Annotated in this window: 23 protein-coding genes; 20 read left to right on the top strand and 3 right to left on the bottom strand. The window is 49.0% G+C overall.

What is annotated here, in order from left to right:
• Nucleotides 1–12: 12 nt before the first annotated feature.
• From AB5H98_RS05350 to AB5H98_RS05325, 6 genes are read left to right on the top strand one after another with little or no spacing between them, the layout of a single operon-like run.
• Nucleotides 13–930 (top strand): ABC transporter permease, encoded by a 918-nt coding sequence (locus AB5H98_RS05350; RefSeq protein WP_367924895.1) that lies wholly within the window; start codon nt 13–15, stop codon nt 928–930.
• 13 nt (nt 931–943) lie between these two features.
• Nucleotides 944–1,843 carry an ABC transporter permease gene (locus AB5H98_RS05345; RefSeq protein ID WP_367924894.1) on the top strand — a complete coding sequence of 300 codons (900 nt, stop codon included), beginning with the start codon at nt 944–946 and terminating at the stop codon, nt 1,841–1,843.
• Between the two features lie 13 nt (nt 1,844–1,856).
• Nucleotides 1,857–2,855 carry an ABC transporter ATP-binding protein gene (locus AB5H98_RS05340; RefSeq protein ID WP_367924893.1) on the top strand — a complete coding sequence of 333 codons (999 nt, stop codon included), beginning with the start codon at nt 1,857–1,859 and terminating at the stop codon, nt 2,853–2,855.
• On the top strand, nt 2,848–3,849 hold the full coding sequence (locus tag AB5H98_RS05335; protein WP_367924892.1) for an ABC transporter ATP-binding protein: 1,002 nt from the start codon (nt 2,848–2,850) through the stop codon (nt 3,847–3,849). The genes AB5H98_RS05340 and AB5H98_RS05335 overlap by 8 nt, the downstream gene beginning before the upstream one ends.
• Nucleotides 3,846–4,796, top strand: a complete 951-nt coding sequence (locus AB5H98_RS05330; protein ID WP_367924891.1) for a DMT family transporter — start codon at nt 3,846–3,848, stop codon at nt 4,794–4,796. The genes AB5H98_RS05335 and AB5H98_RS05330 overlap by 4 nt, the downstream gene beginning before the upstream one ends.
• Before the next feature lie 16 nt (nt 4,797–4,812).
• Nucleotides 4,813–5,826 (top strand): ornithine cyclodeaminase family protein, encoded by a 1,014-nt coding sequence (locus AB5H98_RS05325; RefSeq protein WP_367924890.1) that lies wholly within the window; start codon nt 4,813–4,815, stop codon nt 5,824–5,826.
• Nucleotides 5,827–5,872: 46 nt separating this feature from the next.
• Here AB5H98_RS05325 and AB5H98_RS05320 read toward each other — a convergent pair whose 3' ends face one another.
• The gene (locus AB5H98_RS05320; RefSeq protein ID WP_367924889.1) at nt 5,873–6,124 is read right to left on the bottom strand and encodes a kinase to dihydroxyacetone kinase; all 252 of its coding nucleotides are present in this window, start codon (nt 6,122–6,124) and stop codon (nt 5,873–5,875) included.
• 14 nt (nt 6,125–6,138) lie between these two features.
• On the bottom strand, nt 6,139–7,512 hold the full coding sequence (locus AB5H98_RS05315) for an aldehyde dehydrogenase (RefSeq protein ID WP_367924888.1): 1,374 nt from the start codon (nt 7,510–7,512) through the stop codon (nt 6,139–6,141).
• A gap of 177 nt (nt 7,513–7,689) precedes the next feature.
• Between AB5H98_RS05315 and AB5H98_RS05310 the strand changes: the two genes are divergently transcribed.
• From AB5H98_RS05310 to AB5H98_RS05260, 11 genes are all read left to right on the top strand, one after another.
• Nucleotides 7,690–8,391: a hypothetical protein gene (locus tag AB5H98_RS05310; RefSeq protein WP_367924887.1), complete on the top strand. Its 702-nt coding sequence runs from the start codon at nt 7,690–7,692 to the stop codon at nt 8,389–8,391.
• An 84-nt stretch (nt 8,392–8,475) separates the two neighbouring features.
• Nucleotides 8,476–10,455 carry a type IIA DNA topoisomerase subunit B gene (locus tag AB5H98_RS05305; protein ID WP_367924886.1) on the top strand — a complete coding sequence of 660 codons (1,980 nt, stop codon included), beginning with the start codon at nt 8,476–8,478 and terminating at the stop codon, nt 10,453–10,455.
• Nucleotides 10,456–10,476: 21 nt separating this feature from the next.
• Entirely contained in the window at nt 10,477–12,723 is a 2,247-nt protein-coding gene (locus tag AB5H98_RS05300; RefSeq protein ID WP_367924885.1) for a DNA gyrase subunit A, read from the top strand.
• Between the two features lie 75 nt (nt 12,724–12,798).
• Nucleotides 12,799–13,047, top strand: a complete 249-nt coding sequence (secG, locus tag AB5H98_RS05295) for a preprotein translocase subunit SecG (RefSeq protein WP_367924884.1) — start codon at nt 12,799–12,801, stop codon at nt 13,045–13,047.
• A gap of 65 nt (nt 13,048–13,112) precedes the next feature.
• Nucleotides 13,113–15,209, top strand: a complete 2,097-nt coding sequence (gene rnr, locus AB5H98_RS05290) for a ribonuclease R (protein ID WP_367924883.1) — start codon at nt 13,113–13,115, stop codon at nt 15,207–15,209.
• Nucleotides 15,210–15,251: 42 nt separating this feature from the next.
• Nucleotides 15,252–15,518, top strand: a complete 267-nt coding sequence (locus AB5H98_RS05285) for a pro-sigmaK processing inhibitor BofA family protein (protein ID WP_367924882.1) — start codon at nt 15,252–15,254, stop codon at nt 15,516–15,518.
• A 16-nt stretch (nt 15,519–15,534) separates the two neighbouring features.
• Nucleotides 15,535–15,963 (top strand): GNAT family N-acetyltransferase, encoded by a 429-nt coding sequence (locus tag AB5H98_RS05280; protein ID WP_367924881.1) that lies wholly within the window; start codon nt 15,535–15,537, stop codon nt 15,961–15,963.
• Nucleotides 15,964–16,168: 205 nt separating this feature from the next.
• Nucleotides 16,169–16,594, top strand: coding sequence for a cytidine deaminase (locus AB5H98_RS05275; protein ID WP_367924880.1), 426 nt, complete (start codon nt 16,169–16,171; stop codon nt 16,592–16,594).
• Nucleotides 16,595–16,848: 254 nt separating this feature from the next.
• On the top strand, nt 16,849–17,301 hold the full coding sequence (locus AB5H98_RS05270) for a MarR family winged helix-turn-helix transcriptional regulator (protein ID WP_367924879.1): 453 nt from the start codon (nt 16,849–16,851) through the stop codon (nt 17,299–17,301).
• Entirely contained in the window at nt 17,298–18,671 is a 1,374-nt protein-coding gene (locus tag AB5H98_RS05265) for an MATE family efflux transporter (RefSeq protein WP_367924878.1), read from the top strand. Before AB5H98_RS05270 ends, AB5H98_RS05265 begins: the two co-directional genes overlap by 4 nt.
• A gap of 21 nt (nt 18,672–18,692) precedes the next feature.
• Entirely contained in the window at nt 18,693–20,030 is a 1,338-nt protein-coding gene (locus AB5H98_RS05260) for an MATE family efflux transporter (RefSeq protein WP_367924877.1), read from the top strand.
• Between the two features lie 68 nt (nt 20,031–20,098).
• Here AB5H98_RS05260 and AB5H98_RS05255 read toward each other — a convergent pair whose 3' ends face one another.
• Nucleotides 20,099–21,625: a YifB family Mg chelatase-like AAA ATPase gene (locus AB5H98_RS05255; RefSeq protein WP_367924876.1), complete on the bottom strand. Its 1,527-nt coding sequence runs from the start codon at nt 21,623–21,625 to the stop codon at nt 20,099–20,101.
• A 158-nt stretch (nt 21,626–21,783) separates the two neighbouring features.
• Between AB5H98_RS05255 and AB5H98_RS05250 the strand changes: the two genes are divergently transcribed.
• Genes AB5H98_RS05250 through rpmE form a run of 3 tightly spaced genes read left to right on the top strand, consistent with a single transcriptional unit; the run spans nt 21,784 to nt 23,838 of the window.
• Nucleotides 21,784–23,469, top strand: coding sequence for a phospho-sugar mutase (locus AB5H98_RS05250; RefSeq protein WP_367924875.1), 1,686 nt, complete (start codon nt 21,784–21,786; stop codon nt 23,467–23,469).
• 34 nt (nt 23,470–23,503) lie between these two features.
• The gene (locus AB5H98_RS05245; RefSeq protein WP_367924874.1) at nt 23,504–23,641 is read left to right on the top strand and encodes a hypothetical protein; all 138 of its coding nucleotides are present in this window, start codon (nt 23,504–23,506) and stop codon (nt 23,639–23,641) included.
• The gene (gene rpmE, locus AB5H98_RS05240) at nt 23,638–23,838 is read left to right on the top strand and encodes a 50S ribosomal protein L31 (RefSeq protein ID WP_367924873.1); all 201 of its coding nucleotides are present in this window, start codon (nt 23,638–23,640) and stop codon (nt 23,836–23,838) included. The genes AB5H98_RS05245 and rpmE overlap by 4 nt, the downstream gene beginning before the upstream one ends.
• Nucleotides 23,839–23,940: the final 102 nt, after the last annotated feature.

The following is a 23,940-nucleotide window of genomic DNA, read 5'->3' as shown; positions in this document are numbered from 1 at the left end:
GAGGTGAAATCCATGGGAAAATATCTGGTGAAGCGTGTCCTACAGATCATTCCGGTACTGTTGATTATCACGCTGATTGTATTTTTGCTGGTCAATGTGGCGGGCGATCCAACCGCCTCTATGCTGCCTTTGGATGCTACGGAAGCGGATCGGCAGGCGCTGCGGGAGGCTCTAGGTTTGAACCGTCCATTGTATGTGCAATATTTTGATTTCTTGGGCGACGCGGTCACCGGAGATTTCGGAGATTCTTATCGATATGGAAAGCCCGCAATGGAGCTTGCATGGCAGCGTATTCCTGCTTCGGTACAACTGGCAGGCGCAGCATTGCTGTTTTCAATTGTTCTTTCCATTCCTTTGGGAATTCTCAGTGCCCAATTTGTAAATTCCCCCTTCGATTTGGTCGTTAGTGGCGTTTCGGTTTTGGGCCGTGCTATGCCGAACTTCTGGGTTGGCATTATGCTGATTCTTCTGTTCTCGGTTGAACTCAAGTGGTTCCCGGTTTCGGGGTCAGGAACGTTGGCACACCTTGTGCTTCCGGCTCTAACGCTTTCCATACAGTCGGCCGCACAGATCATCCCTTTGATACGCTCTAACATGCTGTCCATTATGCACGAGGATTATATCCGGACTGCGCGTTCCAAAGGCCTGAAGGAGAGCGCGGTGGTTTGCATTCATGCCTTTAAAAACGCATTGGTGCCGGTTGTAACCATCGTGGCATTGGAAATCCCCGGTCTGATCGGTGGCGCGCTGATCACGGAGACTGTATTTGCATGGCCTGGCCTTGGTCAATTTTTGATCCAGTCCATCAACAATCAGGATATGAGTGTGGTGCAGGTATGTATTTTCCTGATCGCACTGATTACTCTTGTAGCCAATCTGATTGCGGACATCGTGTATTGCCTCATCGATCCGCGTATCCGTTATTCGTAAGGGGGGCATTTTTGTGAAGAAGAAAACATCGACCGGAACCGGGAACAAGCGTCATGTGTTTCCGCGTTGGATGCGTATGCTGTGGCGCAGTAAGACGGGTCTTGTAGGATTTATCATTGTTTCGGTGGCCATGATTTTTGCGATTTTTGCACCTTGGATTGCGCCTTTTGATCCGAACCAGATGAACCCGCTGGCAATGCTCAAACCGCCTGCCTTTATGGAGGGCGGTGACCCGCAGTATCTGCTGGGAACGGATAATCTGGGACATGATATTTTTAGCCGCATTGTGTATGGCGCACGTGTTTCTATGCTGATTGGTGTATTCAGCGTAGTAGTGGCCGGAATTATCGGAACCTTGTTTGGCCTTTTGGCCGGTTATTACGGCGGCATCTTGGATTCCATCATTATGCGTATCACCGATGCGTTTCATTCCATTCCGCGTACATTGCTCGCACTGGTGGCTGTCAGTGTAATGAGCGGAAGTGTCTTGACTTTGATTATTGTCATTGGTGTTACTGGGTGGATTACCTATGCCCGTCTGATCCGAAGCGAAGTATTAAGCTTGAAACAAAGAGAATTTGTGAAGGCGGCAATCACCATTGGTACGCCGGATTATAAAATTATTTTGAAACACATTCTGCCCAACGTTTTTTCTTCTTTTATTGTAGTATCCACGTTGGCGGTCGCAACCAGTATCATTGCCGAGTCGAGCCTGAGCTTTTTGGGCCTTGGAATCCAGCCGCCGAATGTTTCTTGGGGCGGAATGCTCAGCGATGGCCGCGACTATTTGGCAACCAACTGGTGGGTGGCTACAATGCCTGGTATTGCACTGACGGTGACGGTTCTCGGAATTATGTTCTTGGGTAACTGGCTGCGCGATTTGCTGGACCCGTACAATCAGGGCTTACAGTGAGGAGGCGCGTTTTATGAACGAGAGAAAAGACGTATTGCTGCAGGTTGAGCAGCTCAATACATATTTTAAAACGGAGAATGGACGCCTGCAGGCTGTTCGCGACGTTTCTTTTCAGGTGCGAAAAGGCGAACTGTTGGGTGTCGTAGGCGAGTCCGGATGCGGAAAAAGTATTACATCTCTGTCCATTATGGGGCTGCAGGCCAAAAACTGCGAGGTAGAAGCAAAGCATCTTTTGTTCGAAGGAAAAGATCTGGTGGGAATGAGCGACAAAGAGATGCGGATGATGCGCGGCAAAGATATGGCGATGATTTTTCAGGAGCCGCTCACAAGTCTGAACCCGCTGTTTACCATTGGTTATCAATTGACGGAAACCTTGCGTCTGCATAATAAGGTCAGCAAGAAACAGGCTACCGATATGGCGATAGAGATGCTTAAAAAGGTGGAAATTCCTCGTCCCGAACATGTGATGAAGGAATATCCCAATGCGCTGTCCGGCGGTATGCGCCAGCGTGTGATGATTGCCATTGCACTGGCCAATAATCCGAAACTGCTGATTGCCGATGAGCCAACTACAGCATTGGATGTGACCATTCAAGCGCAAATTTTGCGCCTGATGAAGCACTTGATGAAAGAATATGATACCGCGATTATGCTGATTACCCACGATCTCGGTGTGGTAGCAGAAGTGGCGGATTATGTGTTGGTCATGTATGCAGGCCAGGTAGTGGAAGAAGCGAGCGTATACGATTTGTTTGCCAAACCGCTTCATCCGTATACCAAGGGCCTGATGAATAGCACCATTAAGGTAAATCAGACCAATCACAAACTGGATACCATCAAGGGAACCGTGCCCAGTTTGGCAGATATGCCGGAAGGATGCCGATTCCATCCGCGCTGTCCTTATGCTACGGATGCTTGTCGGTCAACGGCTCCCGATTTGTTGGAAGTTGCACCTGGCAGAAAGGTGCGCTGCCTGCGCTGGCAGGAAATAGGAGGTGGAAAAAATGGCTGAAAATTTGCTAGAAGTGCGCCATTTGAAAACCTATTTTAAAATCGGCGGCGGTTTTGGAAAAAAAGCAGAATACCTGCGTGCGGTGGATGATGTCAGTTTCACTTTGAAAAAAGGAGAGACATTGGGCATTGTAGGTGAATCCGGCTGCGGCAAATCTACTTTGGGAAACACGATCATTCGTCTGTTGGAACCGACCGATGGCGAGATTTTGTTTGAAGGAAAAAATATTGTAAAAATGAGCAAACGGGAGCTGGCACGCCTGCGTCCCAATATTCAGATGATTTTTCAGGATCCTTTCTCTTCTTTGGATCCTCATATGCGAGTGTTCGATATCATTGCGGAACCTCTTCGGGCCCACCATGTTATGCATGGCAAAGAGCTGGAAGACCGGGTAATGGAATTGATGCATGTAGTAGGATTGGATCCTTCGTATGCAAAACGCTTCCCGCATGAGTTTTCCGGTGGTCAACGTCAACGTATTGGAATCGCACGAGCCTTGGCTTTACGGCCGAAATTGGTGATCTGCGATGAACCTGTTTCCGCTTTGGACGTTTCCATTCAGGCCCAAATTTTGAATTTGATTTATGAATTGCAAGAAAAGTTCGATCTTACCTATATTTTTATTGCGCATGGTTTGCCCAGTGTTAAGCACATCAGTAGCAAAGTGGCGGTCATGTATTTAGGTAAAATCGTGGAATTGGCGGACAGAGATGATTTGTTCAGTCACCCCATGCATCCGTATACCCATGGCCTTTTTGAGGCGATTCCTATTCCGGATCCTAAATTCCGTTCGCAGGAAGATAACAGGGAAATTTTGAGCGGTGATATTCCCAATGCGCTTCATCCGCCCAAAGGATGCTATTTCCATCCGCGTTGCCCGTATGCTACGGAAGAATGCAAGTGCAATACACCGGAGTTCCGTGAACTGGAGCCCAATCATTTTGTGGCATGCCATCACCCACTGGCTTGCGGGCAGGGGACTTTGAAAGAATGAAGAAATATTTACCTTTGCTTGCAAACCTGGTTTCTCAGGTGCTGTTTGGATTTGCCTATCTGTTTATGAAGATGGGCATGGCAGTGGTAAATCAAAACACCGTCAAATTCCTCTCTTTTCGATTTACTTTGGGCTTTTTGGTCATGAGCCTGCTTTTGATTGTAGGTCTAAAAAAGGTCCATTACAAAGCGCGTCCGATTGGTTTGATCGTGTTGTGCGGACTGTTCAATCCATTGATCAGCCAAATTTTGGAAACGACGTCTACTACTTATGCGCCTACATCGCAGATTGCCATGTATAATAGTATCTTACCGGTGATCATGTTGGTGTTTTCGGCACTAATCAATCATGAATACCCTACGCGCAGACAGTTTTTGTTTGTTTTGGTGACTGTGCTTGGCGTTTTCATCACGACGTTGGTCGACAAAGCAGAAAGCGGCATGACCACTTTGGGCCTTGTGCTCATCATAGCCACGATGTTGGCGGTATCCATCAATCGCGTTTTGGTGCGGCGTGCGTCCGCTCAGTTTTCCTCATTTGAGATTATCTATTTGACAACTGGAATGGGAGCTGTTGCTTTTACAGGTGTTTCCCTGGGAAGCCATGCGTTGACTGCACCACTTTCCACCTATTTTGATGGACTTTTGTGCCCGGAATTTGCGATTGCCGTTTTGTATATGGGAATTGGTTCTTGCGTATGTGCATTTTTGCTCATGACGTATGCATCGGCCAATCTTCCGTTTGCGGTTTATGCATCAACTTGTACGTTGAGTACTGTGGTTGGAATTCTGTCTGGCGTTTTTTTACTGCACGAAGTCTTTTTGCCGGTGGAGATCGTGGGTACGATTGTGATTTTGGCAGGAATCATCGGCATCAGTTTCTCTTATGATAAACAAGATGCCGAAGGAAATAAGTTTCACTTGAAAAAAACAAGCAAATCAAAATAGAAGAGGTAATTGTCCAATGAATCACGTGAAAATGATTGCAAAAGAACAGATTGAGAAAATTTTGGATATGAAGCGCTCCATCGATATGGTGGAAAAAGTATACGAGCTGCACGGAAAAGACCAAGTGCTGATGCCGGCCAAAATTACTTTGGATACCGGCGAGAGCAATGATTGGCCTCCCTATGGCGGTTCTTACAATGCAATGCCCGCTTATATTGGCGGTGACATTGACATTTCCGGTATCAAATGGGTGTGGGGCTTCAACGATAACCGTGCCAAGGGTATCCCTTACATCGGCGGTGTGATTATTCTGAATGAGGCTCGCACCGGCGAGGTGCTGTCCATTATGGACGGCAGTTACATTACCGATATCCGCACGGGTGCCTCTGCCGGTGTGGCGGCGCGGGATCTGGCCAATAAGGATTCCAAAGTTTTGGCCATCATCGGTGCCGGTGTGCAGGGACGCATGAATGCCCGTGCGATTATGGAAGAGCTGGACATCGAGGAATTGCGCATCACAGACATTCGTCCGGGAGCAGCGGAAGAGTACGCCAAAGAGATGAGCGCCGAGTTGGGTGTGCGAGTGGTACCTTGCGCTACCAACGAAGAGGCGTGCCGCGGTGCAGATGTGATCATTACGGTCACCATCGCAGATGAACCGCTGGTTATGAACGAATGGCTGAAGCCTGGCTGCACGGTATTGAGCTTGGGCTCTTTCCAAGAGCTTGATGAAGAAATTCCTCTGCGCTGCGATAAATTGGTGGTGGATAGCTGGGCCCAGAACGCCCATCGCGGAGAGCTTTTGAAATTGGTGAAAGCGGGCCGTTTGACCGAGGCTGATGTGCATGCTGAGATGCCTGACATTGTGGTGGGCAAAAAGGCCGGTCGTGAGAGCCACGACGAGATTATCTGTGCATGTATTATTGGAATGGGTTCTACGGATATCGGCATTGCAGGTGCTCTGTACAAAGAGAACTTTGCCGATGATAATACCCTCACCGAGTTTGCTTTGCGCAGTTACGACAAATAATAAAACGCCGTCCGACACTGTCGGACGGCGTTTTGATTTTTAGTCATTAGCCATGCATACCGCTGGTTTGTCGCTCCATATTTTCCACCACAATGTCGTGGATTTCGCCTAGGCCAGCGCAGTATTCCAGCACTTTCCAAGGCACATTTGTGTGAAAATGAATTTTGATTAGATCTTCATCTCCTACGGCCAAAAGGCAATCGCCGGGGATGTTATTTAAAATGTAGTCATGGATTTGATCTTCACAAAGATTTTCTCCCTCAATGAGAAGCTGTGTGTCAAATTTGTATTCCAACATTATAAATTCTCCTCTCATTTTAAAAGCCGATGAAGCAATTTCTCTTTTCGGGCGGTATAAGGCTGGTAACGCAATGCGAGATCGGGCCAGAGAGCCTTTTTTACAATGCTTTTTTCGTGAGAAAAGCTGTCAAAACTGCGTTTGCCGTGATAGGAGCCCATTCCGCTTTCTCCGACGCCTCCGAAGCCTATGCGACTCGATGCCAGATGAAGAATGGTATCATTTACACATCCACCGCCGAAACTGCACCGTTCCAGTACGGTGTGTTCGGCCTGTGAGTTGCGTGTAAATAGGTACAACGCCAAAGGTTTAGGACGTTGATTGACGAATGCGATGGCGTCGTCTAATTTGTGATAAGTGAGAATCGGAAGAATTGGACCAAAAATTTCCTCTTGCATCACCGGATCCTGTTCCGTGACGGAGTCTAAAATGGTGGGAGCAATGCGCCGGTTTTCAGGCTCGCTCTGACCACCGCAGACGATCTCTCCGCTTTTCATCAATCCGCACAGCCGCTGAAAATGCTTCTGGTTGATGATGCGCCCATAGTCTTGCCACTGAAGGGGCTGATCGCCGAAAAATTGGTGGATGGAGTTTTTCAGTTCTTGGATAAGAGCCTGTTTTATACTCTCTTGACAGAGAACATAATCCGGTGCAACACAAGTTTGGCCTGCGTTGAGAAATTTACCGAAAGCGATTCGTCGGGCTGCCACGGCCAAGTCTGCGGTTTCATCCACAATACATGGGCTTTTGCCGCCCAGTTCCAAAGTGACCGGAGTCAAAAAGCGAGAGGCCTTTTCCATTACCAGTTTGCCCACGGACACACTGCCCGTGAAGAAAATTTTGTCAAACCGCTGGTCTAGTAAAGCGGCATTTTCAGCGCGCCCTCCTTCCACTACGGCCACGTATTCAGATGGAAAACAGTCTTCCAACATTTTTCGCAAAGCGGTGCTGGTGGCAGGTGCATAAGCACTTGGCTTGAGAATGGCGCAGCATCCTGCACAGATGGCGCCTACTAAGGGGTCCAATGACAGCAAGACCGGATAATTCCAAGGACTCATAATGAGACTTGTGCCCAATGGCTCGTTGACCACAAAACACCGGGCAGGCATTTGGCTGGTAGAGGAACGCACACGCCGAGGACGCATCCAACGAGCAAGATGACGTTTGGCAAAGTGAATTTCTTCCAGAACAAAACTGATTTCACACATATAGCTTTCATAATAGGATTTGCCGAGGTCCTCTTTCAACGCACGGCAGAGCACTTCCTCATTTTTGCGAATCGCCTGCTCCAGCGCAGTCAGAGACTGAATCCGGAACGTATAGGAACGGGTATTGCCAAGATCAAAATAGGCGCGTTGAGCCGCGCACAGAGCTTCAATGTCGTGCATAATTCGTACCTCCTGTTTTGTTAGTATACCACAAAACCATTGCTTTCTACTATGGCTCGCAAATGAGGTGTATAAAAAATGAGGTGCCGTTCAGTATGAAAAGGGTGCAATGCGTACGGTGGCTTGCCGAACATGAATTTTTATGATAAAATAAATCGCTAAGGTGGTGCATATCCTATGAGCGAAACATTTACACCGCTTGCGCAGTCTCGTGCAAGCTATTATTGTAAAGGAAGCCCTGTGCACTTTGTCCAGGTGGAGTTGTTCCGCATGGAACCGGAAGGAAGCACAGTGGTAACGCTAACGTTTAAGAATTTTTATTCCCGTCCCATTCAAAGCTTTGTGGCCCATTATCGGTGCAAAAATCGGCAGGGCGAAGTGATTGGGGAGGACGATTTTTCGTATGACGATGTAGATGCTTGCAATGGCGAAGTGTTCGGATACGATGACGCGGTTTTCGTATGTGAGGAACCCTTGGGCAGCGTGGAAGTGAAGCTGGTGGCGGTTACGTATGATGATGGCGTTCTGCACAGTTTGCAGCGCTGCACGCCGGTAGCTCTTCCTAAGCTGCGGCCGTTGCCTTCCAATGAGCGCGCCAGCGTGCGTGCGGCATTGGGAAATCCCGAAATCAGCTATTATACAGAAGAGGCAGAAGACGGCTGGCGCTGCGGCTGTGGAGGATTCAATTATAATGTAGGTCAGGGCAAGCGTGTGTGTTCTGAATGTGGAGCGGACAAGGGCCTTCTGATTGCGGCGATTCATGACGCACAGCGTGCGTCGGCTCCTCAGAGACCTATGTACGATGCAGGAATGCAATTTTTGCCGGTTCAGGATGAAAATGTGATGCCGGCTTCCGGCAGACCTCGTGGACGCTATTGATTGCATGATTTGTGAAAACGCCGCGCGCGGACCTGTTTAGGGCCTTGCGCGGCGCCTTTCTGTGTGTTTTTAGGAGGTAAATTGATGGCGAAAAAGAACGCCGCCTATACCAATGAGAGTATTGTCAGCTTAAAAGGCGCCGACCGTGTGCGAAAGCGGCCAGGCGTTATTTTTGGCTCCGACGGAGTGGACGGATGCGCCCACTCTATTTTTGAGATTCTGTCCAACTCCATCGACGAGGCGCGGGAAGGATATGGAAATCGCATCCTCATCACGCGGTTTAAAGATAACTCCGTGGAAGTGGAAGACTTCGGCCGTGGTATGCCGGTGGATTATAATAAGGCCGAGGGCCGCTACAACTGGGAACTTTTGTTCTGTGAGATGTATGCGGGCGGCAAATATACGGCAGGTACGGACAATTATGAGTATTCTCTGGGTCTGAATGGTTTGGGTTTGTGCGCTACGCAGTACTCGTCTGAGTGGATGACGGCTGATGTTTATCGGGACGGCTTCCACTATCATTTGGATTTTGAAAAAGGAGAGAACGTAGGCGGCCTTCGCAAAGAGCAAGCGCCTCGTCACAAAACAGGTTCTAAAATCCGCTGGAAACCGGACCGCGAAGTGTTTACGGACATCAATGTTCCATCGGAATATTATCTGGATGTGCTGAAGCGGCAGGCGGTTGTAAATGCGGGCGTAACGTTTGTGTTTGCCGATGAAAGCGGCTCCGAGCGAAAGGTCACTGAGTTCTGCTATGAAAAAGGCATTGAGGACTATGTGGAGGAAGTGGCCAATTTAGAGAGCCTGACTCCGGTCCAGTTCTGCCAATCTTCTGCAGAAGGACGCGACCGTGAGGATCGGCCCGACTACAAGGTAAAAATGAGCGCCGCTTTCTGTTTTTCAAACAAACATCAGCTTTTGGAGTATTATCACAACTCCTCTTGGCTGGAACATGGCGGAAGTCCGGACAAAGCGGTGAAAACTGCGTTTGTAGCTCAAATCGATGCGTATCTGCGGACGAAAGGCCTTTACAAGAAAAACGAGAGCAAGATCAAATTTGAGGATGTGCAGGACTGTCTGATTTTTGTGTCCAGTTCTTTTTCTACGCAGACAAGCTATGAGAACCAGACCAAAAAGGCCATCAATAACCGGTTTATTCAGCAGGCCATGACAGACTTTTTGAAGCACAATCTGGAAGTGTATTTTCTGGAAAAGCCGGAGGAAGCACAAAAGATTGCGCAGCAGGTGTTGGTGAATAAGCAAAGCCGTGAGCACGCCGATAAGGTGCGTCAGGGTGCCAAAAAGGCGCTGACCGAAAAAATTGATATTGCCAACCGAGTTCAAAAGTTTGTGGACTGTCGTTCGAAGGATCTATCCCGGCGCGAACTATATATTGTGGAGGGTGACTCGGCTATGGGCGCGGTCAAGACAAGCCGTGACTCAGAGTATCAGGCCATTATGCCTGTCCGTGGAAAGATCCTGAATTGCCTGAAGGCAGATTACGACCGTATTTTCAAAAGTGATATCATTACCGATCTTATCAAAGTGCTGGGGTGCGGTGTAGAGCTGCGGGGAAAATCCAAAAAGGATCTGTCCAGTTTCGATGTGAACAATCTGCGATGGAATAAGATTGTCATTTGCACCGATGCGGACGTGGACGGATATCAGATCCGCACTTTGATTTTGACCATGTTGTATCGGTTGGTCCCTACGCTGATCGAAGAGGGGTACGTTTACATCGCCGAATCTCCTCTGTATGAAATCGAAAGCAAAGGGCACACCTATTTTGCGTATACTGAGGCGGAAAAGGCCGAGTTCCTTGAGCGGATCGGCGATGCCAAATACACGATTCAGCGCTCTAAAGGTTTGGGCGAAAACGATCCGGAGATGATGTGGCTGACGACTATGAATCCAGCCAGCCGGCGTTTGATCAAAGTGGCCCCTACCGATGCTCAGCGAACCGCCGAGGTGTTTGACCTGCTGTTGGGGGACAACCTGGCTGGTCGTAAAGAGCACATCGCGCAGCACGGTTGTGAATATCTAGATGAGTTGGATGTTTCTTAAAAAAGAGCAAGAGGAAAAAGTATGGCGAAAAAATCAACGAAAAAGACAGGTCCTGTCCGGCCGCAATTGGGGGACAATGTAGAGATTCTTTCTGCGGGCAGTGTTTTGGAGCAGCCTATCACGGATACGCTGGAGACAAACTACATGCCCTATGCCATGAGTGTGATTGTTTCACGTGCACTGCCGGAAATCGACGGCTTTAAGCCGGCTCATCGCAAGGTTTTATACACCATGTACGACATGGGCCTTTTGAAGGGGGCACGTACCAAAAGCGCCAACGTAGTCGGAAATACGATGCATCTCAATCCTCACGGCGATCAGGCTATTTACGATACAATGGTCCGCCTGGCTCGAGGCAACGAAAGTTTGCTGGTACCGTACGTGTCCGGAAAAGGCAACTTTGGCAAGGCATATAGCCGGGATATGGCTTATGCAGCTTCCCGTTATACCGAAGCCAAACTGGAAGATGTGTGTGCAGAGCTATTTGGGGATATCGACAAGGATACGGTCGATTTTGTGCCAAACTACGATGCGTCCACCACCGAACCCACTCTGTTGCCCGTCACCTTTCCCACCATTCTGGCCAACAATACGCTGGGCATTGCGGTGGGCATGGCTTCCAGCATCTGTTCGTTTAACTTGCGCGAGTTGTGCGAGACTACGATCGCCCTCATTAAAGATCCGGAGCATGAGTTGTTTTCTACAATGCCTGCACCGGATTTTGTGGGCGGAGGATATATCCTCTATAACGAAAAAGAGCTAAAAAATGTTTATGAGACCGGTCGAGGCAGCGTACGGGTTCGTGCTCGTTACCGGTATGAAAAAGATGGAAACATGCTGGAGATCACCCAGATCCCGCCGACCACCACCGTAGAGGCCATCATGGACAAGATTGCCGAGCTTGTTAAAGCGGGTCGGGTGCGGGAAATCAGTGATATGCGTGATGAGACTGATTTGAATGGCCTGAAACTGACCATTGATCTCAAGCGCGGGCAGGATCCGGATAAGGTTATGCAGAAATTGTTCCGTCTGACTCCGTTGGAAGACAGCTTTTCGTGTAACTTTAATATCCTGATTGCAGGAATGCCTCGTGTAATGGGTGTGCGCGAGATTCTGAACGAGTGGACCGCTTTCCGAACAGAGTGTGTGCGTCGGCGTACCTATTTTGATTTGACCGGAAAAGAAAAAAGGCTGCATTTGCTCAAAGGTTTGGAAGCCATTTTGCTGGACATCGACAAAGCGGTGCGCATTGTGCGGGAAACTGCGGAGGAAGCCGAAGTAGTGCCCAATTTGATGATTGGGTTCGGAATTGATAAAGTTCAGGCCGAGTATGTAGCGGAGATCAAACTTCGTCATTTGAACCGCGAGTACATCTTGAAGCGCACACAGGAGATTGAAGAGCTTGAGGCGGAAATTGTCCGGTTGAAAGATATCTTGAACAGTCCGGCTAAGATCCGCCGGATCATTATCGATGAATTGGGCGCGGTTGCCAAGAAATATGGTGAGCCTCGACGCAGCGAAATTTTGTATGAGGCACAGAGCCCGGAGGAGGAAGAGCAAGAAGATTCCATGCCGGATTATCCGGTGACGGTATTCTTCACGCGCGAGGGCTATTTCAAAAAGATTACGCCGCAGAGTTTGCGCATGTCCGGCGATCAGAAACTAAAAGATGGCGACGCCATTGTATTGCAGAAGGAAACGAAGAACAACGCGGAGCTGTTGTTCTTCACCAACCGTTGTCAGGTGTATAAGTGCCGTGCAGGCGACTTCGCGGACGGAAAGGCAAGCCTGATGGGGGAATACATCCCGGCGCGGCTGGGTATGGACGAGGGCGAGTTGCCCGTTTGCATGGCGGTGACAGAGGACTACAAAGGTCATATGTTCTTTGTGTTTGAAAACGGAAAGGTGGCCAAGGTGCCCATGTCCAGTTATGCCACCAAACAGAACCGCCGAAAACTGGTCAATGCATTCAGTGATAAATCGCCGTTGTTCTGGGTATCCTATTTGCACGAAGAGTGTGAATTGGCCATTCAGACCAGTGCAGGCCGTATGCTGCTTGTCCATTCGGCGCAGGTGCCGGAAAAACAGACAAAAAATACGGCTGGTGTGAATGTGATCACTCTCAAGCGCAACCATCGTATCACATTGGTTCGCTCGGCAGAGGGGATGGAATTAGCGGATCCTCACCGCTACCGTGTGCGCACATTGCCTGCTATGGGGGCAATCCTGAAAGCAGAGGATACGGCTGAGCAGACGCGACTTGTGTAAAATTGTATTTTTCAGCTTGCTTTTTCCTTTGTTTCATGCTATGATGAAACCGTTAATGTGACTGGAGGTTTAACGATGGGTGTTTTAGAGATCATCAGCGGTGTTTTGCTGATTTTGTGTAGCCTGGCCATTTTGGTGATGGTCCTTTTGCAGGACTCCAAGGGCAGAGGCCTGTCCGGTGTGATTGGCGGTGGCGAGATGATGGCAGCAGAGGGCCGCAGCAGCATGCCCAAGACGATGCTTGCCAAATATACAAAGGTGGCCGCGATCATCTTTTTTGCGTTGACCATTTTGGTAGGCGTATTCAGCATTTATACAAAATAAAACCGAGTTTGAAGGCCCGCCATTTGGCGGGCCTTTTTGCAATATGCAAAAAGGAGAGACTATTTATGAGCCTCAAGGGAAAGATTCTCAAAGAACTGGAGAAAAAACCTCGCCGCCTAAAAGAGTTGAAGGCGCGTTTGGGCAATGATAAAAAGGTGGCCCGCTTGCTGGATGAGCTTGTGAAGAAACGGCAGGTCACCGTGCGAAATGGTTTGTATTGCCCGGTTGCGCGAGGCGTTGAAAATGCGGTGGAGTGCCGCTTGGTAAAGCTGGCGCGCACATTTGGGTTTGCACAGCCGCTGGAAGGTGGTCCGGATGTGTTCATCCCGGGCAAGTATCTGATGGGGGCCATGCCAGGGGATCTTATTTTGGTCACGCTGGACGAGCATCCCCGTAAAGCCGGTACGTTGGAGGGCAAGGTGGCTGCCATTTCTGAAGAGAATACGCGCTTTTGCGGTGTGGTTACGAAAATCGACGGGAGACTTGCTTTGATTCCGGATGTATGTCCACATGTGCCGATTCTGATCAAAAAAAGCGCGGATGGCGGTGCCCGTGTGGGGGAGAAAGCGGCCGTGGAGATTCTGGAAAGAGGCGAAGCACATGGGGACCACCGTGCAGGGGTAGCCATGCGCTTTGGATCTGCAGATGTAGCCGCGCACTGTGCAAAAGCGCTCTTATACAGTGTAGGAATTTCTCGGCATTTCCCTGCGACAGTAAAGGAAGAAGCAAAAGCCTATGAAAATGTCAAACTGAAAGAAAAGGATTGGAAGGACCGTCGGGATTTGCGGGACTGGCCTATTTTTACCATTGATTCTGCATCTACTAAGGATATCGACGATGCCATCTCTGTGTCGCGTACAGAGGCCGGTTATATGTTGGGGGTACACATTGCGGATGTGAGTCATTATGTGAGGTCGGGTTCTGCACTGGACAAAGAAGCATTGAATCGAGGAACTTCCGTATATTATGCGGACAGTGTGGTGCCGATGCTTCCCAGACAATTGTCCAATGGCATTTGCAGTTTGAACGAAGGGGAAGATCGTCTGGCCTTTTCCTGCTTGATGCACTTGGATGTTGAGGGCAGTGTGGTGGATTATGAGTTTTGCAAAACCGTCATTCATTCCCGTGTGAAAGGCGTATACAGTGAGGTCAATGCTTTGCTGGATGGGACGGCGGACAACGTGTTGAAGGTTCGATATGCACATGTGGCAGAGGAATTGCTGTTGATGCAGGAAATATACGCAAAGCTGGCGGCTCAGCGTCTACACAGAGGAGCCATGGACATTGAAAGCGATGAGGCGAAGATCCTGGTGGATGAAAGCGGGCGCTGTGTGGGGGTAGAAAAGCGTACTCGCGGTGTAGCAGAGTGTATGATTGAAGAGTTTATGCTTCTGGCCAATACCTGTGCTGCCCGGTTTGCCAGAGAGCAGGAACTTCCGTTTGTGTATCGGGTGCATGCTCAGCCCGAGCCGGAGCGGGTAGACGCTTTGAAAAAAGCTCTGCTTGCCATGGGAGTGGACGCGCATTTTTCTGGCGAGATGCCTACCGTAAAAGAGTTGGCGGCATTGCTGGATGCCACAAGAGGCACGTCGCTGGAGCGCGCGGTGCATACCAATGTGTTGCGCAGTATGGCAAAGGCAAAATACGAGCCCGAACCCAAGGGACATTTTGGTTTGGCACTGGCGGATTATGCACACTTTACGTCCCCTATTCGCCGTTACCCGGACCTTGCGATTCATCGCATTCTCAGTCAGGTGTGCGCAGGAGTTTCGAAAGATGAAATTCGAAAGCAGTTTGCTGACTTTGCGGTACAGGCTTCAAAACAGTCGTCAGAGTGCGAATTGCGTGCAATGAAGGCCGAGCGCGACATTGACGACTGCTACAAAGCAGAATATATGCAGCAGTTCATTGGCGAAGAGTTTGACGCAGTGGTATCCAGTGTCACTAACTTCGGATTGTATGTGGAGTTGCCGAATACGGTGGAGGGCCTTGTGCGTGCAGATGCACTGTCCACACGGGAATTGCAACTGATTGACGGAGTTGCTTTGGTGGAACCCGCCGGAGGACGCCGCTGGGCTGTGGGAGACGTCATGCGCGTGACTTTGGCAGGCGTGGATGTAACTGCAGGGAATGTGGATTTTGAACCGGCTCAAGGTGAATAAACCGTTGCCTTGTCCGCATACAATGCGGTGAGGTGAAAGAAGATGACGTTTGTTCAAACTGTCGCGCTCTGTTGGGCGTTTGTTTGTATTGCCGGAGTGGCCGCCGTACTCAGTAAAACAAAACATCCTTTTTTCAGCGCACTAAAAAGTGCGTTTTGCGGCGCCGCAGCTTTGGGAGCGGTCAATTTAATGGCGGGATTTACGGGTGTGACCATCGCGTTGAATTACGCGACTTCTTTTGTTGCGATCGTATTGGGAGCCCCCGGTGTTGTTTTACTTTTGCTGATGCGCGTGTGGATATTGTTTTGAAATAGGAGATCGTTTTATGGAATATCAATGGTTCCCCTTTTCAGATAAGCGTGTGGAACAGGCACATGCTTTGCGTCGGGAAGTCTTTGTGGACGAACAGGGGTTTTCCCTTGAAGATGATTTGGACGAGCAGGATAAAACCTCCTTGCACGTGTTGGGGTTACTGCCTCAGGGACCGGTGTGCTGTGCCAGAGTCTTTTGGCAGGAGCCGGGAGTGCTTCATGTTGGCCGTGTTTGTGTGAAACGTTCACTTCGTGGACAGAGGTTGGGCAGTGGCCTCATGCAAGAAATTTTGCGCAAGGCTCGAGAAATGGGTGCACAAAGAGTGGAATTGGGTGCTCAGTGTGGGAAAGAAGGATTCTACGAAACACTGGGGTTCCATCCGTTTGGAGAGCGATTTTTGGATGCCGGAGCTTGGCATATTTCCATGGGTTTGGATTTGTAATATAAAACTGGACCAGTGCCGGCATTGCGTAAAAACATCAGAGCCACGCGGGAGCAGAAAATCTGCGTGTGTACGAAGACTTAACCAGAATGAAATAAAAAATGTGAGGTCGGTTGGGTTTTACTCGACCGGCCTTCGTTTTATACTTCGTATACGAATCTCGCCATTTTTGATAAAATATAGCATTTGAAATGAGTGACAAAATATGAGTATATGGAACGAATTATATCAAGCAGCGGGTAGCGTACAAAATGCCAGAAGTATTTCGCCTTTTATTGATGCAGGTGGAGTGGCTGCGGCGATTCTGACGAAAAACGGAAATATCTATGTCGGCGTATGCATTGACACCGCTTCAACATTGGGCATGTGTGCCGAACGAAACGCGATTGCGAACATGATTACCCATGGAGAAAGCAAAATTGATAAAGTTGTCGCCGTAATGCCGGATGGCAGTGTTGGTTCCCCGTGCGGTGCTTGCAGAGAGTTTATGATGCAGTTGGACAAGGATAGCGGTGAAATTGAAATATTGCTTGATTTAGAAACACAAAAAGCGGTTCAATTGAAGGAGTTGATTCCGGATTGGTGGGGAAAGGATAGATTTGCAGAATCCTCCAACAAAACCATGCAATGATCTATTTACATAGCCTATCCATTGAGAAACTCATAAAAGAATTTGCGACTGTCAAACCAGCGAATAATTCATATCCGCAACGGAAGTTTTCATCAAAAGAGCAATGCGCAAGGCGACCGCTCAATGCAGGAGCCTGGTGTAGCTGCGGTTTAAAAGGATATTGATTGCTTGCGCAAACAATTATTGCTTGGTATAATAAAATATGAGCCCTCAATGGGCTGAATCGGTTCCTTTTAAAAGTGAGGATTGTAGTGATGGAATGGATGAAATGGCTGTCGATTGCGGATCGTTATGCGAAGATGGATTTGGACAAGCAATTGGCCGCTTTAGGTTTGAACAGTAGTCAGCATATGTACATCATACGCGTGTGTAATACCCCTGGTGTTCAACAGGATCAATTGGCGGAAATGTTTCATATTCATCCGAGCAATGTCACACGCAGTGTGGCTTACTTGGAAAAGCAAGGGTTTCTTCGCCGGGAACAAAATCCGGAGGACAAGCGGACTTGCCGTTTGTATCCTACGGCTCGTGCACAGCAGGTGTGCAAAAAAATTGAAGCCATTTGTGAAAGCTGGCAATGCGCTGTGACAGAGGGTTTTACACAAGATGAGATTTGCGTGTTGGATCGTCTTTTGCAGCGTGTGGCCAGCAGTGCAGTCATGCGCATTGAACATCAAATTATAGGAGAGGAGGCGGCGATGGAGTGACAACTCAAAATCCACTTGGGTATGAACCGCTGCCCAAATTATTGAAAAAATTTGCGGTGCCCAGCATTATTGCAATGCTGGTAAGTTCTCTGTACAATATTGTGGACCAAATTTTTATTGGGCAGGGAGTTGGATATCTCGGAAATGCAGCTACAAACGTGGCGTATCCACTGACGACGATCTGTATGGCCATTGCGTTGCTGATTGGCATTGGTAGTGCATCTCGCTTTTCTCTGTATTTGGGAGCGGGCGAAAAGGATAAAGCGGCTCAGGTTGTAGGAAACGCTTTTTTGATGATGCTTACAGGCGGTGTTCTGTATACCATTCTGGTAGAGCTATTCCTTCGTCCTCTTTTAACGGCTTTTGGCGCCACTCCGGATGTGATGCCTTATGCCGAAAGTTATACTCGAATTACGGCTCTTGGCATGCCTCTTTTGATTGGGACAAACGGAATGAGCAACTTGGCGAGAGCGGATGGAAGTCCCAAATATTCCATGGTGTGTATGCTGCTAGGAGCAGTAATCAATACCATACTGGATCCTATTTTCATCTTTTGTTTTGAATGGGGCGTAGCGGGTGCAGCTTGGGCTACGGTGATTGGCCAGTTCTTCTCTTTTTTAGCGGCCGTGAGATATTTGAAGCATTTTCAGCATGTGGAATTGCAAAAAAAGATGTTTCGCATGCATCCGTCGGAGTGCGTGCGGATTGCTTCTCTGGGGATGAGCAGCAGCCTAAACCAGTTGGCCATTACGCTGGTGCAGATTGTGTTGAACAATTCGCTTACTTTTTATGGAGCAGCTTCAGAATACGGTACGGATATTCCTCTGGCAGCCAGTGGGATTGTAATGAAGACCAACGCTATTTTGCTGGCAGTAATTATCGGCATTTCCCAAGGCTCACAACCGATTGTGGGATTTAACTACGGAGCAAAACAGTATCAGCGAGTTCGCGGTATCTATAAACTGGCTGTCAGTTGTTGTGTAGCAGTGGGCAGTGTAGGTTTTGTTTTGTTTGAGTTCTTCCCCACGCAGATCATTTCCATTTTTGGCACAGGTGACGAGTTGTATTTTGAGTTTGCGGTCAAGTTCATGCGCATATTTTTGATGATGATTTTTATCAATGGCGTTCAGATGATTTCTTCAAACTTCTTTGCAGCTATCGGAAAGCCTGTCAAAGGTATGATTCTTTCCTTGACCAGGCAGGTGTTGTTTTTGATTCCGCTGCTTTTAATTCTTCCTTTGTGGTTCGGAATGGACGGAATTTTGTTCGCGGCCCCTGTGGCGGATTTTGCTGCTTTTCTTACCACAGTGGCGCTCATTCGGCGCGAAATGCAGCACATCCGTGCCCTTGAGGCTGTGCAACAGGCATAAAATAGAAAGCGAGGAGTTAATTTGATCAAGGATCTGACACAGGGAAGTCCGGCCGCTGTGCTGTGGAAATTTTCCATTCCTATGTTTATAAGCGTAATTTTTCAGCAAATGTACAACATTGCAGACAGTGTCATTGCGGGCAAATTCGCCGGTGAGGACGCTCTGGCCGCCGTCGGGGCATCCTATCCAATCACCATGATTTTTATGGCGATTGCCGTGGGCAGCAACATTGGCTGTTCCGTAGTCATTTCCAATTTGTTTGGTGCACGGGAATATAAACGCATGAAAACTGCCGTCAGCACTACGCTTCTGGCTTCTCTGGCATTGTCTGTGTTTTTGACGGTGGCGGGGCTGATAGGTACCCGTGCGCTCATGCGTATGGTCAATACCCCTGAAAATATTTTTGAGGATGGCGCATTGTACCTGGCCATTTATGTGGGTGGATTTACGTTTTTGTTTTTATACAATGTAGCCACGGGTATTTTTACGGCGTTGGGAGATTCTCGCACACCACTGTATTTTTTAATTGGATCCTCTTTGGGCAACATTGCCTTGGACTACATTTTTGTCAGATATTTTCAGTGGGGTGTGGCCGGTGTGGCTTGGGCTACTTTTATTGCCCAGGGCATTGCTTGCGTGTTGGCGGTTTGGACGGTAATCTTTCGGCTTCGTGATGTGCCCACAGATGGCAAGGCACCGTTGTTTTCCTTCCATATGCTCCAGCGTATCGCGGTGATTGCCATCCCCAGTATTCTTCAGCAGAGTTTTATTTCAGTGGGAAATATTTTTATTCAGGGAATTGTCAATAGCTATGGCTCTTCGGTCATTGCGGGGTATTCCGCAGCGGTGAAGTTGAATACGTTTGCTCTGACAAGTTTTACGACGCTCGGCAACGGAATTTCCAATTTTACGGCACAGAATCTTGGTGCGGGAAAGCCGGATCGTGTGCGTCAGGGATTTCGTGCTGGCGCGATGATGACATTGCTGGTCGCAGTGCCGTTTTTCGTCGCATACTTTGTGTTTGGCAAGCAGATGATTTTCCTGTTTATGACCAGTGACAGCGGCAAAGCATTGGAGACCGGTGTAGAATTTTTGCATATTATTTCGCCTTTTTATTTTGCGATTTGCATTAAGTTGATGGCCGACGGCGTTCTGCGTGGCGGTGGGGCTATGAAGGAATTTATGGTGGCCACTTTTTCGGATTTGATTTTACGCGTGATTTTGGCGTTTATTTTTTCCGGCCTTTGGCAGGAGACGGGCATTTGGCTGTCTTGGCCTTTGGGCTGGGTCGTGGCGGCGATTATGTCCATTGTGTTTTACAAAAGAGGAGTATGGATGCGGCAGCTAAAATCGTGTTAAGAGCTGCTTGCAGTGTTTTACATAAAAAATCACCTCCCGCTCGGAAATCCAGAGCAGGAGGTGATTTTTTACACGGAATACCAATATTTTCGATCTAAGTTTCGATACTGTACCGCTTCACTAATATGCCAGGATTCCAGCTTTTCGCTTGCCTCCAAATCGGCAATTGTGCGGCTGACTCTCAGCACCCGATCGTAGGCACGAGCTGAGAGGCCCAAGTTTCGAAATGCTGCCTCCAGGATACTTTCGGCCTCGGATGTCATAGGGCAGGCGTCGCGAAGCATTGAAGTGGGAAGTTGCGCATTGCAGGAGATTCCTGTGCCTTTATAGCGTTCTGTCTGAATAGAACGTGCAGCGCACACGCGCTTGAGAATATCTGCGCTGCATTCTCCGCCGCTTTCTTTTCGCAATTCGTCGTAGTTTACCGGAGCCACCTCTACATGGAGATCGATGCGATCCAAAAGAGGGCCTGAAATCTTTTGCAAATACCGGTTAATGGCTCCCGAACTACAAGTACATGCTCGGGTGGGGTGACCGAAATATCCGCAAGGGCAAGGGTTCATAGCAGCTACCAGCATGAATTGACAAGGAAATGTAGCACTGCCGGATACACGGCTCACCGTGACTTGGCCATCCTCCATGGGCTGGCGCAAAATTTCCAGCACATCCCGACGGAACTCGGGAAGTTCGTCCAAAAATAAGACGCCATTGTGAGCAAGACTCACCTCTCCGGGCCGTGGAATGGTGCCACCACCTGCCAGACCCGCAGCGCTGACCGAATGGTGGGGAGCGCGAAAGGGGCGACGAGTTACCAGGGCACTGCCTTTTTCCAAAAGACCGGCTACGGAATAGATTTTAGTGCAATCCACAGCTTCGCTATGTGTTAAGGGAGGAAGAATTCCGGGCAACCGTTTGGCCAACATGCTCTTGCCGGTTCCGGGTGCTCCAATCAACAAAATATTATGGCCACCGGCGGCTGCAATCTCCATTGCACGCCGAGCCTCCGGCTGCCCATGAACGTCGGAAAAATCTGGAACATCCGTACTCATTGCGGCGGCAAAAGGGACAGGTTTCGCAGGTTCAATGACTTGTTCCCCCCGTAGATGGCGAACAACATCCAAAGCGCTGCGAACAGGATAGACCGTCATTCCGCTGGCAGAGGCCTCAGATGCATTTTCAGCAGGTACAAACAAAGCGCTCAAACCGGCTTGACGAGCAGCCAGCGCCATAGGAAGAACACCACTCACACCACGCACCTGACCATCTAAGGATAATTCTCCCAGAAATGCAGCATCTTTTGGCAGACCTTCCAACTGCCCACTGGCGCATAGGATTGCCAGCAATACCGGAAGATCGTAAACAGCGCCACTTTTTTTGATATCCGCAGGGGCAAGGTTTACGGTGATACGGCTGACCGGCCAGGTAAAAGCCAGGTTTTTCAACGCACTGCGCACGCGGTCGGCCGATTCTTTGACGGCACTGTCCGGAAGTCCAACAATCGCAAATTGTGGCAGACCACCGCTCACATCGGCTTCCACCTCAACGACAAATCCGGACAACGCGTACACTCCCAGGCTGTTGACCGTTGCAAACATTCCGACATCGACCGCCTTTTCGACAAAACTTTGTTCTTTCAGTATATCTTTTTCAGGCTTTTTACACAAGAGCGAATTGACATTGTACGGGGAAAAGTTTATCATTTAAACAGGTCGATGTGACCTGTGCAAATGCTGAGAAAGCGGGGTATAGAAACATGGAATACAAGGCCGAATATGAGCGCTGGCTTGCCGCGGATCTGGAAGATAAAGATCTCCGCCCGGAATTGTTGAGCATTCAGGGAATGGATGAGGAGATCAAAGATCGCTTCGCGGTGAAACTGGCCTTTGGCACCGCCGGTTTGCGTGGCGTTTTGGGCGCGGGAACCAATCGAATGAATATTTATGTAGTGCGTCAAGCGACGCAAGGGCTGGCCAATTGGGTCAAAACCCAGGGCGGAACTCAGACAGTGGCAATCAGCTACGATAGCCGCATTAAGAGCGATGTGTTTGCTAAAGAGGCTGCCTGCGTGCTGGCCGCGAATGGAATCAATGTTCGTATCTACAAAGCGTTGATGCCGGTTCCGGCATTGAGTTTTGCCACTCGATATTACCATTGCAACGCTGGCGTTATGGTCACGGCCAGCCACAACCCTTCAAAATACAATGGTTACAAAGCATATGGCCCTGATGGCTGTCAGTTGACAGATGAAGCGGCAGATATTGTATACAATGAGATCCAGAAGATCGATGTGCTGAACGGTGCCGCTATGATGAGCTTTGAAGAGGGAATGGAAAGCGGACGTATCCAATATGTGGAGGATGCCTGCTATGAGGCGCTGTATGAAGCGATCAAAAGTCGCAGCGTGCGTCCCGGTTTGTGCAAAACGGCAGGCCTGAAATTGGTGTACAGCCCCCTGAATGGTTCCGGTTTGGTTCCTGTGACTCGTGTGCTGAACGACATTGGAATTACCGATATTACCATTGTGCCCGAACAAAAAGACCCGGATGGCAATTTCCCCACCTGCCCTTATCCCAATCCCGAGATTCGTGAGGCGCTGGCCCTTGGTTTGGAATTGGCGGAAAAAGAGGGAGCCGACTTGATGCTGGCCACCGACCCGGACGCGGACCGCGTGGGTATTGCGGTTCGTTGTAATGACGGCAGCTATCAATTGTTGACCGGAAATGAAGTGGGTGTGCTGTTGCTGGACTACATCTGCAAAGGTCGTATTGAAAATGGCACCATGCCCAAAGATCCTGTGTGTGTAAAATCCATTGTTTCGACCCCGCTGGCGGATGTGGTAGCGGCTCATTATGGTGTGGAATGCCGCAATGTATTAACTGGTTTTAAATGGATTGGCGACCAAATTGCCAATTTGGAGGCCGCAGGTCAGGTAGAGCGCTTTATCTTTGGCTTTGAAGAGAGCTACGGATACTTGGCAGGCAGCTATGTACGCGATAAAGATGCAGTGATTGGCTCCATGCTCATTTGTGAGATGGCGGCCTATTACCGCAGCATTGGTTCATCCATTAAAGAAGAATTAGAGCGCATCTATTCCCAATATGGACGGTATTTGAACAAGGTGAACAGCTATGAATTCCCGGGACTTTCAGGAATGGAAACCATGGCGGGGATCATGAGCCGTCTGCGTGAGAATCCACCCAAGGAATTTGCAGGGTATGCTGTGGTAAAGGTGACAGACTATAAAAAGCCAGAGCAGACCGGTCTGCCTGCCGCCAATGTCCTGATTTACGAATTGGAAGGCGGAGCCACAGTGGTGGTACGTCCATCCGGTACAGAACCAAAGATTAAGACTTATTTCACCACTTTGGGAAAAGACCTGGCCGAGGCCGAAGCACAGGAGAAGGCATTGGCTGCTGCAGTAGAGCCGATGTTGAAATAAGACTTGCGCTTTTGAAAAAAATGTGGTATAGTATTTGGGCAATCGTTCCGACGGCTGCTCCATACGCACAGGATGGCGTATGCTGGTAGCCTCCATTGAAGGTTGTGATTGGGCGCATGTATTGAGCATGGCCCCCAAGGATCAAAACCAGAAAGAGGTGAACCTGAAATGAAAGAAGGAATCCATCCGAAGTACCAGGACTGTGTGATCACTTGCGCTTGCGGAAACACGATTCACACTCGTTCCACTAAGCCGGAGATTCACGTTGAGGTGTGCAACAAATGCCATCCCTTCTATACCGGCAAGCAGAAGCTGGTCGATACCGGCGGACGTGTGGACCGCTTCAAAAAGCGTTTCAACCTGGACTGATAACGAATTTGCAAAGGGCGGTTTTACGACCGCCCTTTGTTTTGTTGTTTAGAGAGGTGCAGTGTGATGGAAGAATATCGTACCATTGAGGGAACGGCTACG

Source organism: uncultured Ruthenibacterium sp. (assembly GCF_963558415.1).
GTDB lineage: Bacteria > Bacillota > Clostridia > Oscillospirales > Ruminococcaceae > Ruthenibacterium.
Note: the sequence above shows the minus strand (reverse complement) of the source record. Positions and strands in the feature narration are given on the sequence as shown.

Bases quoted from the DNA above. Each gene is read 5' to 3' on its own strand.
- AB5H98_RS05285 (WP_367924882.1), top strand. From the start codon at position 15,252: ATGACGTTTGTTCAAACTGTCGCGCTCTGTTGGGCGTTTGTTTGTATT.
- rnr (WP_367924883.1), top strand. From the start codon at position 13,113: ATGAGCCTCAAGGGAAAGATTCTCAAAGAACTGGAGAAAAAACCTCGC.
- rpmE (WP_367924873.1), top strand. From the start codon at position 23,638: ATGAAAGAAGGAATCCATCCGAAGTACCAGGACTGTGTGATCACTTGC.
- AB5H98_RS05250 (WP_367924875.1), top strand. From the start codon at position 21,784: ATGGAATACAAGGCCGAATATGAGCGCTGGCTTGCCGCGGATCTGGAA.
- AB5H98_RS05275 (WP_367924880.1), top strand. From the start codon at position 16,169: ATGAGTATATGGAACGAATTATATCAAGCAGCGGGTAGCGTACAAAAT.
- AB5H98_RS05320 (WP_367924889.1), bottom strand. From the start codon at position 6,124: ATGTTGGAATACAAATTTGACACACAGCTTCTCATTGAGGGAGAAAAT.
- AB5H98_RS05300 (WP_367924885.1), top strand. From the start codon at position 10,477: ATGGCGAAAAAATCAACGAAAAAGACAGGTCCTGTCCGGCCGCAATTG.
- AB5H98_RS05330 (WP_367924891.1), top strand. From the start codon at position 3,846: ATGAAGAAATATTTACCTTTGCTTGCAAACCTGGTTTCTCAGGTGCTG.
- AB5H98_RS05340 (WP_367924893.1), top strand. From the start codon at position 1,857: ATGAACGAGAGAAAAGACGTATTGCTGCAGGTTGAGCAGCTCAATACA.
- AB5H98_RS05280 (WP_367924881.1), top strand. From the start codon at position 15,535: ATGGAATATCAATGGTTCCCCTTTTCAGATAAGCGTGTGGAACAGGCA.
- AB5H98_RS05315 (WP_367924888.1), bottom strand. From the start codon at position 7,512: ATGCACGACATTGAAGCTCTGTGCGCGGCTCAACGCGCCTATTTTGAT.
- AB5H98_RS05255 (WP_367924876.1), bottom strand. From the start codon at position 21,625: ATGTTTGCAACGGTCAACAGCCTGGGAGTGTACGCGTTGTCCGGATTT.
- AB5H98_RS05305 (WP_367924886.1), top strand. From the start codon at position 8,476: ATGGCGAAAAAGAACGCCGCCTATACCAATGAGAGTATTGTCAGCTTA.
- secG (WP_367924884.1), top strand. From the start codon at position 12,799: ATGGGTGTTTTAGAGATCATCAGCGGTGTTTTGCTGATTTTGTGTAGC.
- AB5H98_RS05350 (WP_367924895.1), top strand. From the start codon at position 13: ATGGGAAAATATCTGGTGAAGCGTGTCCTACAGATCATTCCGGTACTG.
- AB5H98_RS05335 (WP_367924892.1), top strand. From the start codon at position 2,848: ATGGCTGAAAATTTGCTAGAAGTGCGCCATTTGAAAACCTATTTTAAA.
- AB5H98_RS05310 (WP_367924887.1), top strand. From the start codon at position 7,690: ATGAGCGAAACATTTACACCGCTTGCGCAGTCTCGTGCAAGCTATTAT.
- AB5H98_RS05270 (WP_367924879.1), top strand. From the start codon at position 16,849: ATGGAATGGATGAAATGGCTGTCGATTGCGGATCGTTATGCGAAGATG.
- AB5H98_RS05325 (WP_367924890.1), top strand. From the start codon at position 4,813: ATGAATCACGTGAAAATGATTGCAAAAGAACAGATTGAGAAAATTTTG.